This is a genomic window from Pseudofrankia coriaricola (genome assembly GCF_032027725.1).
In the GTDB taxonomy this organism is placed as follows: Bacteria; Actinomycetota; Actinomycetes; order Frankiales; family Frankiaceae; genus Pseudofrankia.
The window spans coordinates 1-14286 of record NZ_JASNFO010000075.1 but is presented as its reverse complement, the minus strand read 5'-3'; the positions used below and the strand labels follow the sequence as shown (position 1 = coordinate 14286).

Sequence of the window (14286 nt, the reverse complement as noted above, 5' to 3'; positions counted from 1 at the left end):
CCATGCCCCACCCCCTGCCGCCGGCCAACCCGCCCACCGAACCCCCTGGCATCTGCGACACCAACCCGACCGGCGGCGCCGGCCGCAACCCTGGCCAGCCCGACAGCGGGCCCGAACCCGCCTGGGACCTCACCGCCCTGCGCCGACCAAAGATCATCAAAGTGCCTCGTCGGGGTGGCGGCACGACCGAGGAGACCGTCACCCGCGCCACCGCCGCCCTCGCCGCCCAGGCAGCCGGCGACCCGGTCGCCCCCGACCTCATCCACCGCCTCGCTCATGCCGGCGTCGTCGCCATCCGCGTCGGACGCACCACCTACCTGTGTCGCGAAACCGTCACCAGCTGGGTCCTGCTGCCCACCCGCCGCCGCGCCACCGCCCGCACCCTCGCCAAAGCCGCCGCCACCCGCGCCCACCACCTCGCCGCGCTTCGCCGCCGCACCACCCACACCCCACCCGGTACCGGCCCAGACCCAGAGACCGCGATGCCGGACGCGGTAGCGGGCCGCGGGGCGACAACCGCCAACCCGGACGCCTCGACCGGCGAGGCGGGAACGACGACAGCACCGACGAGCACCACGCTCGATAACCCGCCAAGCGCCACCCCGTACCTCAGCACCGCGGCGGACGAAGCAAACCCGCGCGTCGGCAGCCCTACCAGGCCACCCCCGGACCCGGCGGACCCGGAAGGCTCGGCGGCTCCGGGGGACCCTCGCGCGCAGCCGGACCACATCTCGCGCGAGACCACCCGGTGAGCCGCGCCGTCGGCCGCGCCGACGGCCCCTGGTCCCGTACACGCAATCCCTGGCCCAGCCACGGCCTGCCCGCCACCGCCTCAACCACCGCCCGCCGCGCCCGCGCCGCCGACACCGCCACAGCCCTGCGCGCCCTACCCACCCGCCCGCCACCACCCCTGCCCGCACCCCGAGACAACCTGCTCACCGCCCTGCACGACCTCGCCACCACCGCCCACGGCCAGCCCACAACAACCCAGATCGACGCCCTAGACGCGGTCGCCGCACACCACCGTCTCGACCCGGCCATCCTCGCCACCACCGCCCACACCATCGGCGAGCTGATCCTCCACTCCGGCCAGCCCGCACCCACCGGCCCCGGCCTGCCCGAACTCGACGCGCTCGCCGGCCACGACCTGTCCCGCGCCCTTGACGCCTACGCCGCCCACACCCGCATCGCGCACGCCACCCGCCACTCCGACCCCGACCTGCCCCGCCTGCTCCTGCTCACCACCGCCCTACACCACGGCATCCCGGCGAACACCCTGCTGACCATCCCAGCCACCCCAGGCCCACCCCACCCGCCGACCCCGGCCGCTGCCGCCGGCGGCGCGTTGCGCGACGACCTCGTCGACTGGCACGGCGCCGCCCGCGCCCTCGACACCCTCGACGCCACCCTCCACGCCGCCACCGCAGGCCGCGCCTGGCTTACCCGCGCCAAGCCCCGCGGCGTCGATGACACCCTGCTCGCCCTTGGCGTCCTGCACCTGACCCACCCAACCCTCGCCAGCCACAGCCTTGCCAGCACCGACCTCGAGACCATCCGCGCCCTGCTCGACCACACCCGCCCCGCGACCACCCCCACCGACCTCACCCGGGGTGCCCTGCGCGCCATCTGCACCCGCGCGGGCTGGCTCCTGGGCACCTCCCACGAACAGACGGCACTGCACCGCCTCGAACAGCGCATGGCCCGCCTACCGGCCGACGCGGTCCGTGCCCGCCTCGCCCACGGCCAGCTCACCCACCTCGCGGACCGACAGCCGGCCCACCCCGGCGTCGCCAGGCCATCAGACCAGGCCGGTCTCCAAGCCCGGCAGACAGCTCAGCTCCTCGCCGAGGCCTCCCATGAGGCCCTGGCCCGTTTCGCCGGCCACACCGTCACGCCCCATCGGACCCTCGCCACCGCTCTTCTCGCCCGCTACCCCGACCGCCTCACCCACGCCGCCCTGCGCCTCACCCCCGGCCAGCTCCGGACCGCCCCTGAACACCCGCACCCCGACGCCACAGTGCACCCCGCCACCGAGTTCCAGATCCAGAAACCGGCCGGGCAGCACGGCACGCTCACCCTGGCGTCGGGTGCCGACACGCGCCTCGACGGCAACCCGGCGAACACGCCCCTCGCCCACAGGGCGCCACCCGACGCCCTCGACCTCGGCCTCGGCCTCTAAACGACGAGCGCCGCCGACAGACACCCAGGATCCGCACGCCAGAACGAACCCACGAAGAACATCGCCACCGCCCAGCCCCGCCTCGCCCCGCCCGTGGCACCGGACAAGGGCCCACCGGACAAGGACCCCTTCCATGCACACCCCGCTCACCCTCGCCGAAGTACGCGAGCTCCCCGCCGCGGTCGACCTCGTGACCGCCGGCCGCGCGTTCAACCTCGGCCGCACCCTCGCCTACACCTTGGCCCGCCAAGGCCGCTTCCCCGTCCCCGTCCACCGCCACGGCCGCACCTACCGCGTCCACACCACCGACATCCTCAACGCCCTCACCGAACCCGACCCACCCACCACTCCCGCGCCGGCCGAGCAGTAGCCCGCCAGCACCGCCACCCGGCGCTCACGATGCCAACGACCACAGGACCCACCCCGCCCCCACCCGGCCGGGGCGGCGAGACCAGGCCGAGACCCGGCCGGCCCCTCGTCACGATCACCACCCCGGCCGGCCGCTGGGACCTGCACCGGATGTACGACGACAACGGCGACCTGGCCGGCTACGGCGCCTACCTGAGCGCCCACCTCGCCGGCGCCAGCCAGCCGCAGCCGGTGTGGAAGACCGTGCGGCCCGCGCTTTTCCTGCTCGAGGAGGCCTCGGCTGTTTGCCCGGCGTTCAGAATGCCGATGAAGGCGGCGTTCACGATGCCGACGAGTAGGCCGGCGAATCGGGCACTCTCATCGGCACGCTGTCGGCTACATCGGCAAGGTGTCGCGGTGAAGGGCGCGGAGATTCCGTGCGACGCGATGGTCGGCGGAGCCAGGGTGTCCGGGCCTGTTTTCGGGCAGGCGGGGACCGGGAACGATGCCGCCGGATCAGCCGGTCGGGAACAGCGCGAGCAGGCGGCCTCGGGTCAGGATGTTGATCCGTGCCCACGGGTCGGTGTCCTCGCGGGCGAAGCGGCGGCCGAGGGCCAGCGCGGCGGCGCCGAGTGCGTCCAGGGCGAGCGTGAGCGGGTCGGTGCGCCTGCGGACCGGCAGCATGTCCGGGTCGAGCAGGACGGTCGTCTGTACGCCGATCTCGCGCAGCCGCCCGGCCGAGCCCCGGGCGCGGCGCAGCCAGCCGCGCACGGTGCCCTCGGGGACTGCCAGCCGTGCGGCGATGGGCCGGTGGCCCAGCCCGCTGGCCGCGGCGAGCAGCGCCCGGCCGACGACGCCGACGGTGTAGCCACGGTGCGCCAGCAGGCCGGCGTCGAGTACGACATGCGTGGCGTGGCAGCCGGTGCAGCGCGCCCGGTCCGGGCGGACCGTGACCTGGACGCCGTCGCGGTCGCGGACCGTACGGGTCCTGGCCCGGCCCCACGGCGCCAGCGGCGCGGAGCAGTCCGGACAGCGCAGCCGCCGCCGCGCCAGCGCCCGACGAGCCGCCGCCGTGTCGAAGACCTCGATCATCGTCCATCCCGTCAGGCTCCGGCCTGGCTGTCACCGCCCGAAAGGGGCGGCCGGTGTTGCACTCTGGCCCTCGATCACCCGTGCCGGCAAGCCGCCGACGCTCGATACCGACCCCGACACCGCGCCGACACAGTCGCGCCGTCGTTCCCGGCGAGCCACAGCTCCCGCCGCACGGAGACGTTTCATCGGCGAGGTGCCGCCGCCGACGAACGAGGAACGCGGCCCCCGACCGTCGGCATGCTCAACGCTCGACTCGTGCCCGCGACCTGGGCATCGTGAGTGCCGCCCAACAGCCTCGGCTGGGCGATTACCCATGCGGCACAGGACGTCCTACGCGTCGCCCACGCCCCGCCCCTGCGGCTGGCCGCCGAACGACACCCGGTCCCGATGCCGCTGCCCGACGACGACGCCCGCACTGCGCACCGGCCCACCCGGGCAAGCGAAGTCGCCGGCGACTTCACCGGCGTGCTCTGGCTGCCTGGCGGGGACCCCGCACCGGTCAGCTACGGCTGGTTGCTGCGCGCCGAGGAGCTCACCCGTCGCTGGACCCACCAATCCGTCCGCCTCGACCTGTTCCGTGGCGCCCTCGACCGCCGGCCCACCATCGTCTACCGGCTCCACGAGACCGCTCCCGGAACGGATCCGACCGTCCTGTTCTCCGGCGTCGTGACCGACGCACCCACCACGGTGCTGGCCGACTCCGACGACGCCGTCCGCGAGGCACTCAAACACGTGCTCGGCCACGCCCTCCTGCTCCCCGACACCCTCACCGCCCGCCAACACCACTTCCTCTACCAGCACACGCCGAACTGCTCGCCGCCACCGCCGCCGCCTCGCCCGACCACCCCTACCCACCCGGCACCCGCATCACCGTCCGCCCCGCCCACCGCGACCACCGGGCCACCGGCACCGTCCTGGCCGCCGTCAACGACGCCGACGGCCCCGGCTACCTGTTCCGACCCGACGCCGCCGCCCTGCCCGGCCACCCCTGGCGCGACCACCCCACCTGGACCCTGCGCACCCCCCGCGCCGACGCCACCCACACCCCGACCAGCCCCGACACCATCCTCGCCAAACCCCAGGGCCTCATGATCCTGACCACCGGCGCCGTCGTACGCACCATCGACGACCCGCGCTTCGCGACCGGCACCGTCCTACGCGCCTTCGACAGGCCCAACTCCGGCATCCACTACGAGATCCAACCCCACGACGCACCACTACCCCCGGTCCTCCTGCACGTCGGCGACGTCGTCCCCGTGCGCTCCACCGCCTGGCCGACCCTGCAACACCTCCTCGACGCCCGCGCCACCGCCGGCCTGCCACTCCAACCCGGCGAACTACTCACCGCCGTCCGCGAGGCAGCAAGCATCCTCGACAGCCCCGACGGGCCGCGCCTTGGCCGACCGTTCCCGGTCGCGCACCCCGCCAGCCCCGCCCTCAACCCCACCGGCCAGACACCGATCGCCGTCGACACCACCCCCCTGCACCCGGCCAGCCACCCGCATCAAGGACACAAGACCGGACAGGCCCCGACCCTGCGCCAGATCGGCGACACCATCGCCCTCGACGACCCCGTCCACGGCCACCTCGAAGTCCCCGCCGACCTCTTCCACACCGCGCTACGCCACCACCCCACCGACCTCGACGCGCTCCTCACCCGCCGCCCCTGGCTCCTAACCACCAACCGACCCCTGCTCGTCAAAGCCGCCCTCGCCGCCCAACACGCCGCCACCGACCTCACCCCACCCACCGACCACCAGCCATCCGCCCCCTCCGCCGACGGCCCGCCTCTCCGCCTCGTCCGCCCACCCGACGCATCCCACCGGCCACACCCCACCCCCGAACCCACCACCCCACCAGAACCCCCCACCACCGCCCCGCCGCTCGAACCAGGCCCATGAACCCCGGAGTCCCGCCCCCGATCACGCGAGCAGGGCGCCGCCTCGCGGAGACGCCGGATCAGACGGCGGCGCCATCCGAAGCCGACCGGACCACCGGAACTGGATGGGGATCGAAACCGGAAGGGGCCTGGCACACACCCGGCCAGGCATCGACCAGACCGGTGACGGCTCCGGGCGAGGGCTTCGGCGAGGGCCGCCGGGCGGTCGGTGGCGATGACAATGCGGCACAGGGCCGGGCCATGGCCCCTCGGCACCGTCCCAGCAGGCAGTCGCACAGCCCGGCCGACACCGGCCGGCCGTCGCCGCCCGTGACCGACCTCGCCGCCGCCCGAGGTTGGGCACCAGTACGGATCGAGACCCCGGCGGGCTGGTGGCGGCTGTTCCCCATGACCGACCCCACCGGCCTGGGCCGCCAGTTCGCCGCCACACTCTCCACCACCCCGACCGCCAGCCAGCCCGAGGCGGTCGTGTGGACGACGCAGGCGCCGAACCTGTGGCAGCTGGAGGAAACCCTTGGCTGGGCAGTGCCGTCCGCGGTGCGCCGCATCCTGACCACCGAGCCGCCCCGCCCCTCCCTGCGCAACCGCCAGGCCGTGTCCGGCTGGCTACCCGACGAGGCCATCCAGACAGCGATCTACCGCCCGTGGCGGGCAAGCCAGGTACGCCACAGCACCACCGGGGCGGTCAGCTACGGACGCCTCCTGCATGACGAACATCCGCTGCGGGAATGGCGCTCAGGCGACCTGCGCGCCGAGGTCCTGCTCGACGAGCCCGACACCGACCCGGACGTGGCCACATACCGTTACCGGATCTACCAGCACGACCGGGTGATGTTCGCCGGCCTGTACCGGCCACCCGGCGATGGCGTCGGCGTCCGTGACAACGTCGAGGTCAGGGCCGAGATCGAGACCGCGCTGCGCGTCGCGCTGCGCTCGCCGGCCGCACGGGTACGGGGCGATGCCGGGCTCACCGACCGGCAGGTGGACTTCCTCGACGACCACGGCGCCCAACTCGACGCGGCGGTGAGCCCCGAGCAGCCCTACCCGCCCGGCACCCGGGTCTGCCTGCTGTGGATCGACGAGGAAGGCCCGACCGGCACCGTGCGCGCCGCGACGGTCAGCAGGGGCGGTGAACTGACCTATCTGTGGCGCCCCGACATCGCCGACCTGCCCGGCCACCCCTGGCACGCCCACCCGGACTGGGCACTGCGAGCGCCCTGGCACCAGATCACCGACACGCTGACCCCGCCCGGCGGCCGCGCCGTCCTGCCGGACGCCGGCTGGCTGGCGACCGGAGCCGTGGTGCGCACCATCGACGACCCGCGGTTCGAGGTCGGCACCGTGCTACGCGCGTTCACCCGGTCGAGGGGCGCCTGGTCCTACGAGATCCAGCCCCATGACGCCCCGCTGCGCCCCCTGGTCCTGCCGGCCCATCAGCTCGTCCCGGTCCGCACCACCGCCTGGCGCACCGTCCACGACCTCCTCCACGCCCGCCACCGCGCCGGCCTGCCCCTACGCCCGGGCGAACGACTGGTCACCTGGGAGTGGACCGCCACCGTCCTCGACACCTCACCCGCCCCACGCGTCGACCCACCCGACCGCCCGATCCTCCCGTACGACTATCGCGACGACGCAACCCTCGGCGACCAGCCCGTCGAGATCGCCACGAACAGGATCCGCCCGCTGCGACCCGTCCGCTTCAGACAGGGTCACACCGCGCACGTCGTCGGCGACACCGTCCACGTCCACGACCCGGCCCAAGGCCACCTCGCCGTCGACACCGCCACCTACCACCAGGCGCTACACCTCGGAGCCGACCGCCTCGCCGAGATCCTCAACCGCCGCGCCTGGCTCTCACCCGCCGAACGACCCCTCGAGGTCGCCGCCGCCCTCGCCGTCATCCACGCCCGCGACGACGTCGCTCCCACCCTCGACGGGCCCCCGCGGACGTGGTGGGTCCTGCGGTCACCGGGCCATCCCACGACCTGCCGGCCACGTCACCTGACCCACCCGGCCGCGACACGCCCTGGGACCTCGGACTTTAGATCACGTCCGGCGGTGAGCCACCCGCCCACCGCCGCCACCGGCTCAGGCCCGCGAAGCCCAGCCACCCGAGCCGCGGCACACCAACCTGACCACCCGGCCGGCGCTCAGGGAGCCGGCCGCGCTGACATCACCGACGGTGCCAGATCCGACATCGCCACCGTCACCGCGAATGTCACCGCGAAGGACATCGCGCACGGCATCCCCGCAGGTCAGCGCACCCGCGCAGGCATCGCCGACGTCATCGCGTGCGTCTTCCACGCCAATCCGCCGACTGCCCGGGTGCAGGCGGTCGACACCTGGCCGTAGGAAGCCCGAACCCGCACGGTGGCTGTGGCGAGGGCTCGCGCGGTGCCCTGTCCGATGACCGGCCTGGCCAGTGTCGGTGGGCATGGCGTCCTCGACAGAACCGCCACGGCACCTGGCCCACCTGGCCCACGACGGCCGACCGGCCGACCCGGCGCCGGGCGGCGCGCCCGATGCCGGCCGGTCGGAACGGGCCGGCCGCGGCCCGGCCTGGCTGACCCCACCTCGGCGCGGCGCCGCCGACCCGCCCGCCCCGCCGGGTGGGAGATCGCCGCTGGACGGTTCGGTGTGGGTCGAGGTGCCGGTGGGTTGGTGGCGGCTGTCCAAGGTCGCCGACGCCCTCGGCCGCCGCTTCGCCGCCGAGCTGACCACAGCGGGTGGGGCGGGCGGGGATCGGTCGGTGGTTTGGTCGACGAGGCAGCCGACCTTCTGGCGGTTGGAGGAGATGCTCGGCTGGGCGGTGCCGCTGCGGGTCCAACGGCTCCTGACGACGTTCCCCCCGCCGCCCGTCGAGCACCCTCCCGGCGCCGGACCGGACCTGGACCCCTCCACCGGCCTTCCAGGCGGCGCCGGCCTGATCGACCGGACCGCCGGGAGCAGCGCCTTCCGGCCGTGGCGGGCGAGTCGGGTCGGCCTGGGCGGCGGTGGCACGGTCAGCTACGGCCGGTTGGTGCACGACGAGCACCCCATCCGTACCTGGACCCACGGCGACCTACGGGTCGAGCTGCTCACCGGCCCGGGAAGCGGCGCGGCGTCGCCCGGGCTGACGGCCTACCGGATCCTCGACGGCGAGGCGGTCGTCTTCGCCGGCGAGGACGCCCGCGGCCAGCTCACCGCCCGCCCGACGGTCGAGGACGCGCTGCGCGGCGTGCTCGCGCTGCCCGACGTGCTGCGCCACACCCCGGCGCTGACCAGCCGCCAGCGCACCTTCATCACCCGCCACGCCGCGACCCTCGCCGCCGCGGCACAGCCACCGGCGCATCCCTACCGGGCCGGTACCCGGGTCCGCGCCGTCACCCACACCGGCGAGCCGGAGGGGACGGTCCGCGGCGTCGTGCCCGGCCCCGACGGCCACACCCGCCCGGTGGCCTACCTGTGGCGACCCGACCTCGCCGACCGGCCCGGCCACCCCTGGTCCATCTACCCCGGCTGGACCCTGCAAACAGCCACCGACGAGCTGTCCGCCACCCTGGGAACCGAGCCGCCACCCCGCGGCTTGGCGGGCCGGGAACCGCCCGCCGCCACTGGCGCGCTGGTCCGGGCCCTCGACGACCCGCGGTTCACGGTCGGTACCGTCCTGCGTGCCTTGACTGGCCGCGGTCACCGCCTGTCCTACGAGGTCCAGCCCCACGACGCGCCCATCGGCCCAGTCGTCCTCCCCGACTCCGCCGTCACGGTCGTGCGCCCCGCGGGCTGGTGCACCGTCGACGACCTTCTCAACGCCCGGCGCCTCGCCGGCCTCGACGTGCAGCCCGGTGAGGTTCTCCCGACCGCCGCCGAACTCGGCCTCGCCGTCGCCGGCCCGCACGGCCTCACCGTCGACCAGTACGCGCCGGGGCCGAACCCCCCATCCGACCTGACCGACGGCGCGCAGCCGCTGGACCTCACCGACGACCGCCCCACCCGGCCGCGGCGCGTCCATTCCAGCCGCCGCGTCGGTGAGCTGCGCGAGATCGACGACCCGCTGTGCGGCCGCCTCGTCGTGCGCGAATCCGACTTCCAGGCCGCCCGCAGCCTCGGCCCCGACAGGCTCGCCGACCTCCTGTCCTACCGCCCCTGGCTACCCGCCGCCGATCTGCCCGTCGACGTCGCCGCCGCCCTCGCCGTCCTGCACGCCCGAGACGACCTCCCGCCCTCTCACCCCACAGCGCCGGACACCCCGCCGAGCACAGACCACGACGCCACCGCCGGCGCGCCCCCGCGCGAGCCGGGCATGGTGAACCACCCGGCCGGCCGGTCCGCCGCTGCCAGGCCGGCGTCGCCGCCAGGAGCCGAGCCCGACCGCCCCCCGAACGCCTACCCGCCCGCGCCGCCGGAGCCACCGGCCTTCGACGGGCCATGACCCGCCCGTCCACGCAAGGGAACCAGCCCAGGCCCAGCCGTGGCCCGGAGGTGCCAAGGACGACGGCAGACACGTGCCGACGGCCGACGTCTGGCGAGGGCCGCGGCGGTGCGTGCCGGGGTGTCCCGGTGGGTCAGCATCGAACGTCCGGCCACCAGCGCAGGAGGCAGAGGTGATCCCATCGCAGCCCGGCCCTGGCGCCGGTGGACCGGTCCCACCCCACCACCCGGCCGGGGCAGGTGGCGACGAGCGGGCACCCGTCGAGATCACGGTGCAGGCCGGTTGTTGGCGGCTGCATCACCGGCTCAGCGCCGGCGCCGGCCCGGCGCTGTTTGTCGCCGAACTGGTCGTGGATCTACACGGCGGCGGCATCCGCGAACAGGCCTGGGCAACCGGCAGCCCCACTCTGGCCGAGCTCGAGGAGGCTCTCGGCTGGGTGATCCCGCAGCCGATCCAGCAGGTTCTGCGCCCACGGCAGCCCGACCGCCCGCTCCGGACCGACCTCTCTGACCACCTGGTGTCCGCCACCGCCGCCCGCGGCCGCCGGCCGACCAGGACCAGCATCGTGCGCGCCGGGCAGCAGCCGCCGGTCAGCTACGGACGGCTCCTGCACCGCGACCGACCGGCCTGCCGTTTCGAGCAGGACACCATGCGCATCGACCTGCACCCAGCCACCGGCCCCGGCGGGGACACTCTCGGCTACCGCATCAGCGAGACCGTCCCCGGGCAGCCGCCCGTGGTCGTGTTCTCCGGCAGCCGTGACGATGTGCCCGGCTGGGAGGACGCCGACGCCGACTCCGCGCTGTTCGCCGTACTCGTCAGCGCGCTGCAGCGTGCCCGTGCCGGCGACATCACCCGCCGCCAGCACGACTTCCTCCGCCGCCACCACGACCTGATCCTCACGGTCGCCGCCGGACCACCCGACGAGCCCTACCCGCCCGGCACCCCTGTTCTCCTGCACGCCGCGGACCCCGCCCGCCGCGCCACCGGCACCGTGCTCGCCGCCGTCGACGACACCGCCGGCCAGAGCTACCTCATCCGCCCCCGCGCGGCATCGCTGCCCGGTCATCCCTGGCGTGGCCACCCCACCTGGACCCTGCGCGCCGGCCCCTGGCACGTCCAGGCCACCTTCACCCGACACGCCCCCGACGGGCCCGACATCCTCGCGACCGGCGCCGTCGCCACCGCCGTCGAGGACCCCCGCTTCACCGAATGCACCATCCTGCGCGCCTTCGACGACGACCACGGCCGCCGCTACGAAGTCCAACCCCACGCCCCGCTGCCACGACTCGTCCTGCCCGCCGACGACCTCGTCCCGGTCCGCGGCACCGCCTGGCCCACCGTCACCGCCCTACTGGCCGCCCGGGCCACCGCGGGCCTGCCCCCGCAGCCCGGCGAACTACTCGTCACCCTGCGCGAAACCGCGATCGTCACCGCCACCCCCGCCGGCCCCGGCGTCACCACCCTCCCCAGCACGAACCCACCCAGCCCAGCACTCGACCCGGCGAACATCCACCCCAACCCCGCCCCCACACACCCCGCCACCGCCGGGCCGGGTCGCGAGGCCGCGACCCTGCGCCAGGACGGCCAGGGCACCCTGCGCATCGACGACCCCGTCCACGGACAGCTCCTCATCGACGAAGACCTGTTCAACCAGGCACTACGCCACCGCCCTGACCAGCTCGCCGCGATGCTCACCCGCCGCCCCTGGCTCCCACCACCCCACCCCACCCAACCCCTGTTCGTGACCGCCGCCCTCGCCACCCTCCACGCCGCCGACGAACTCCACCTCACCCCACCACCAACAGACATCACCCCCGAGGCAGTAGACGTCCCACCGACCACAGCCACGCCGTCCACAGACGGCCCTTCCGGCCCGACAGACCCGCCCGACGATCTGGCACTGTGACCGCCCCCGGCGCGACCAGCGCGCTGACCTTCGTCCACGCCACGACCCCCGCGAGTGAAGAACAGCCCAACCCTGGCCCGCCCGAGTGGGGTGGTCGCGGTTCTAGAGCCCCGGACCGTCGGCGTCCAAGGGCGGCCCCGGCTCGGGCAGGGCGGGCGGCTGGCCGGGGGGCAGCGTGGCGTAGCCGCCGAAGGGCAGGTGGGTGGCGACCAGGGCCGCCAGCGTGAGACGGCGCTCCTCGCCGGTGAGCGTCACACCTGGCGCGGCCACGTGCAGCATGCCGCGCAGGGCGTCGTCGCTGTGCCGTAGCGCCGCGACGAGATGATCGGTCGGGCAGCGGATCACCCCCCGCGCCTCGTCACGGATCTCAGCCCAGCTGTGCCCTGGCTCGGACGGGCCTTCCCGCCTGGGCCGAACGGCCGGGGCTTGATCCACGGCGCGTGGCGCGTTTGCCGCGAGATAGGAGGCCAAGCGCGGGGACGGTATCTCGCCGGGTAGCGCGTTGCAGGCGCCGAGCAGGCGTCGGGATGCTTCGGCGGCGCCCGCGTAGGCGGCCAGCAGGCCGTCGACGGTGGCCGACGGCGCCAGGGCGTAGTGCCCGGTTCCAACGGCCCGAGAAAGCAGGTCGTGGCCCCGTAGCCGGCTGGCGATCATCGCGCTGCCGGCCGCGAGGTCAGGGAGGACCAGCACGGCGCTGCGGACAGCGGTCAGGGCGGCCGGTCCTGCGGGTGCTCCGGGCTGGTCGGGGGCCTCGACCAGGTCGCCGAGATGACGCCGCAGGCTGACCGTCAGATCGATCACCCGGGCGCCGTCGCTGCCCAGGGATCGCAGGTCGCGCATCGAGCCCAGGACCGCTCGCCAGGCGTCGGCTGAGGCGGAGGCCTGACCGCGGGCGGCAGCGAACGGGTGACCTCGTTGGATACGGGCGTACGCGGCGGCTCGGCCGACCGCCTGGCCCGCCTGCACCGAGGTGGCCAGTCCGAAGTCCGCGAGCGCGACCAAAAGATCACGCCCAGGTCCGCGGTCGGGCTGGCCAAGAGCGTGCACCGCCAGCCGCAACTGCGCGAGCCGCCGGTCCAGCACCGGGGCATGATCATCGCCCAGCAACGGGCCGACATCGTCCAACACATACGGCCGGGACATCCCGCCGCGCAGGTCGGCCACGGCGGCGGCCGGGTCGCCGAGGCCCGCCACCAGCCGAAGCGGCCACAGCGTCGACGGCGCGAGCAGCGCGGCCCGGATCCGTCCGCCTGGAGCTGGGGTCGACGAGCGGGCAACAACGTCGTCGGCGGCCTTGGCAGCCAGCAAGAGGATGTCCGCGACCTGGCGGGCGGCCGCGGCGATGACGTCCGGGTCGGTGAGCAGCCGGGCGTCCGGGCCGAGCGGTTCCCGATCCGGGCCGATCCGGGCCAGCAGCAGGTCATGCGCGATCGCGAGCCGTTCCGCGACCCCGTGCCATCGACTCGCGGTCGCCGCGGGCCGGTCGGGTTGGCCCATGCCGACCAGCGCCCGGCTGACGACCTGGGCGTGGCCGGCCAGCAGCCGGGCCGGATGGGTGGGCTTGACGGGCCGGGCGAGGAAGCGGACGTGGCGACCAGCAGTCACCGCCAGCAGGGCCAGCCCTGCCGCTTCGCCAGCGGCATACTCCCGGCCCGGCGACGGAGAGGGTGGCGTGCCGGCGGCGGACGCCGCGGCCCGGCGGGCCTGCTCGACCAACGCGCCGTAGGTCAGCCGGCCAGAACCTCCGGCCGGGTCAGCCATCACCGAGCGCCCGCAGCGCGTATCGGGTGTAAATCGCAGCGTGGGCGACCGGTACCGGGTCCACGGCCGCATCGATCCCGGCCGCCAACCGCGCCGCCGCAGCCACGAGCAACGGCCGGACGTCACCGGCCTCGACCCGCTCCTCACCTATCGGGTACGGCGGGTGGACGCGAACCCCACACGCCTCCAGCCGGAACCCAGCCTGATGCACCTCCATCTGACCTAAATCCGCCAGTAGCGCTGCTGGAGATCGTCGACGGGCTCCCTGATTGATCGGCATCGGGTTGGGGGGCGGTTTTCCTTGTTTCGGGGATGCGGGAGGTCCGGATGCGCTCCGGGGTAGCGGTTCCGGGTCCTTGGGTGCTGGGAGAGTGGCGGTGCGGTCGGGTGGGATGGTGCGACGGGTGCGCGGGTCGGGCTGGGGTGACCGTCAGCTGGTGACGGGGCGCGGGGCGCGCAGTACGGCGAGGGCGTCGGTGAGCAGGTCGCCGCGGCCGGGTGGCAGGCGAAGGGTCAGCTGGCCGGCGTGGCGGACGAGCCGGCCGGGGACCAGGAGTAGGTCGTGTCGGAACCGGGCGGCGTGCGCGCGGCCGGCGTGCTGGTCGTAGCCGCTGATCGCCTGCAGCAGCGCGGAGATCCAGCCGGCGAGGACCGCTGCCCACATCCAGACCTGGTTGATCGTCGGG

The 14286-nt window shown here is 74.7% G+C and carries 12 protein-coding genes; 8 read left to right on the top strand and 4 right to left on the bottom strand.

Translation table 11 applies throughout. The features are described from left to right. The first annotated feature begins 2 nt into the window (after nt 1-2). From QOZ89_RS33345 to QOZ89_RS33335, 3 genes are all read left to right on the top strand, one after another. Nucleotides 3-752: a hypothetical protein gene (locus QOZ89_RS33345; RefSeq protein WP_071049044.1), complete on the top strand. Its 750-nt coding sequence runs from the start codon at nt 3-5 to the stop codon at nt 750-752. Continuing rightward, nucleotides 749-2179: a hypothetical protein gene (locus QOZ89_RS33340; RefSeq protein WP_071049043.1), complete on the top strand. Its 1431-nt coding sequence runs from the start codon at nt 749-751 to the stop codon at nt 2177-2179. The genes QOZ89_RS33345 and QOZ89_RS33340 overlap by 4 nt, the downstream gene beginning before the upstream one ends. Before the next feature lie 133 nt (nt 2180-2312). Continuing rightward, nucleotides 2313-2549 (top strand): hypothetical protein, encoded by a 237-nt coding sequence (locus tag QOZ89_RS33335; RefSeq protein ID WP_071049042.1) that lies wholly within the window; start codon nt 2313-2315, stop codon nt 2547-2549. 494 nt (nt 2550-3043) lie between these two features. Here the strand turns inward: QOZ89_RS33335 and QOZ89_RS33330 are convergent, their stop codons facing one another. Continuing rightward, complete coding sequence (locus QOZ89_RS33330; protein WP_312627706.1) at nt 3044-3619, bottom strand: DUF6431 domain-containing protein; 576 nt, start codon at nt 3617-3619, stop codon at nt 3044-3046. Nucleotides 3620-3898: 279 nt separating this feature from the next. Between QOZ89_RS33330 and QOZ89_RS33325 the strand changes: the two genes are divergently transcribed. From QOZ89_RS33325 to QOZ89_RS33305, 5 genes are all read left to right on the top strand, one after another. After that, nucleotides 3899-4711 (top strand): hypothetical protein, encoded by an 813-nt coding sequence (locus QOZ89_RS33325; protein ID WP_312627704.1) that lies wholly within the window; start codon nt 3899-3901, stop codon nt 4709-4711. Next, nucleotides 4708-5520, top strand: coding sequence for a hypothetical protein (locus QOZ89_RS33320; protein WP_312627702.1), 813 nt, complete (start codon nt 4708-4710; stop codon nt 5518-5520). The genes QOZ89_RS33325 and QOZ89_RS33320 overlap by 4 nt, the downstream gene beginning before the upstream one ends. Before the next feature lie 161 nt (nt 5521-5681). Beyond that, nucleotides 5682-7871, top strand: coding sequence for a hypothetical protein (locus tag QOZ89_RS33315; protein ID WP_312627699.1), 2190 nt, complete (start codon nt 5682-5684; stop codon nt 7869-7871). A gap of 82 nt (nt 7872-7953) precedes the next feature. Continuing rightward, the gene (locus QOZ89_RS33310; protein WP_312627697.1) at nt 7954-9930 is read left to right on the top strand and encodes a hypothetical protein; all 1977 of its coding nucleotides are present in this window, start codon (nt 7954-7956) and stop codon (nt 9928-9930) included. A gap of 172 nt (nt 9931-10102) precedes the next feature. Further along, entirely contained in the window at nt 10103-11839 is a 1737-nt protein-coding gene (locus tag QOZ89_RS33305; protein WP_312627695.1) for a hypothetical protein, read from the top strand. Between the two features lie 102 nt (nt 11840-11941). Here the strand turns inward: QOZ89_RS33305 and QOZ89_RS33300 are convergent, their stop codons facing one another. The 3 genes from QOZ89_RS33300 to QOZ89_RS33290 all read right to left on the bottom strand — a co-directional run. Beyond that, complete coding sequence (locus QOZ89_RS33300; protein ID WP_312627693.1) at nt 11942-13600, bottom strand: hypothetical protein; 1659 nt, start codon at nt 13598-13600, stop codon at nt 11942-11944. Beyond that, nucleotides 13593-13817 (bottom strand): hypothetical protein, encoded by a 225-nt coding sequence (locus tag QOZ89_RS33295; protein ID WP_312627691.1) that lies wholly within the window; start codon nt 13815-13817, stop codon nt 13593-13595. Before QOZ89_RS33295 ends, QOZ89_RS33300 begins: the two co-directional genes overlap by 8 nt. Before the next feature lie 213 nt (nt 13818-14030). Continuing rightward, nucleotides 14031-14286 (bottom strand): hypothetical protein (locus QOZ89_RS33290; RefSeq protein ID WP_397428891.1); only part of this gene is annotated, 256 nt, incomplete at its 5' end.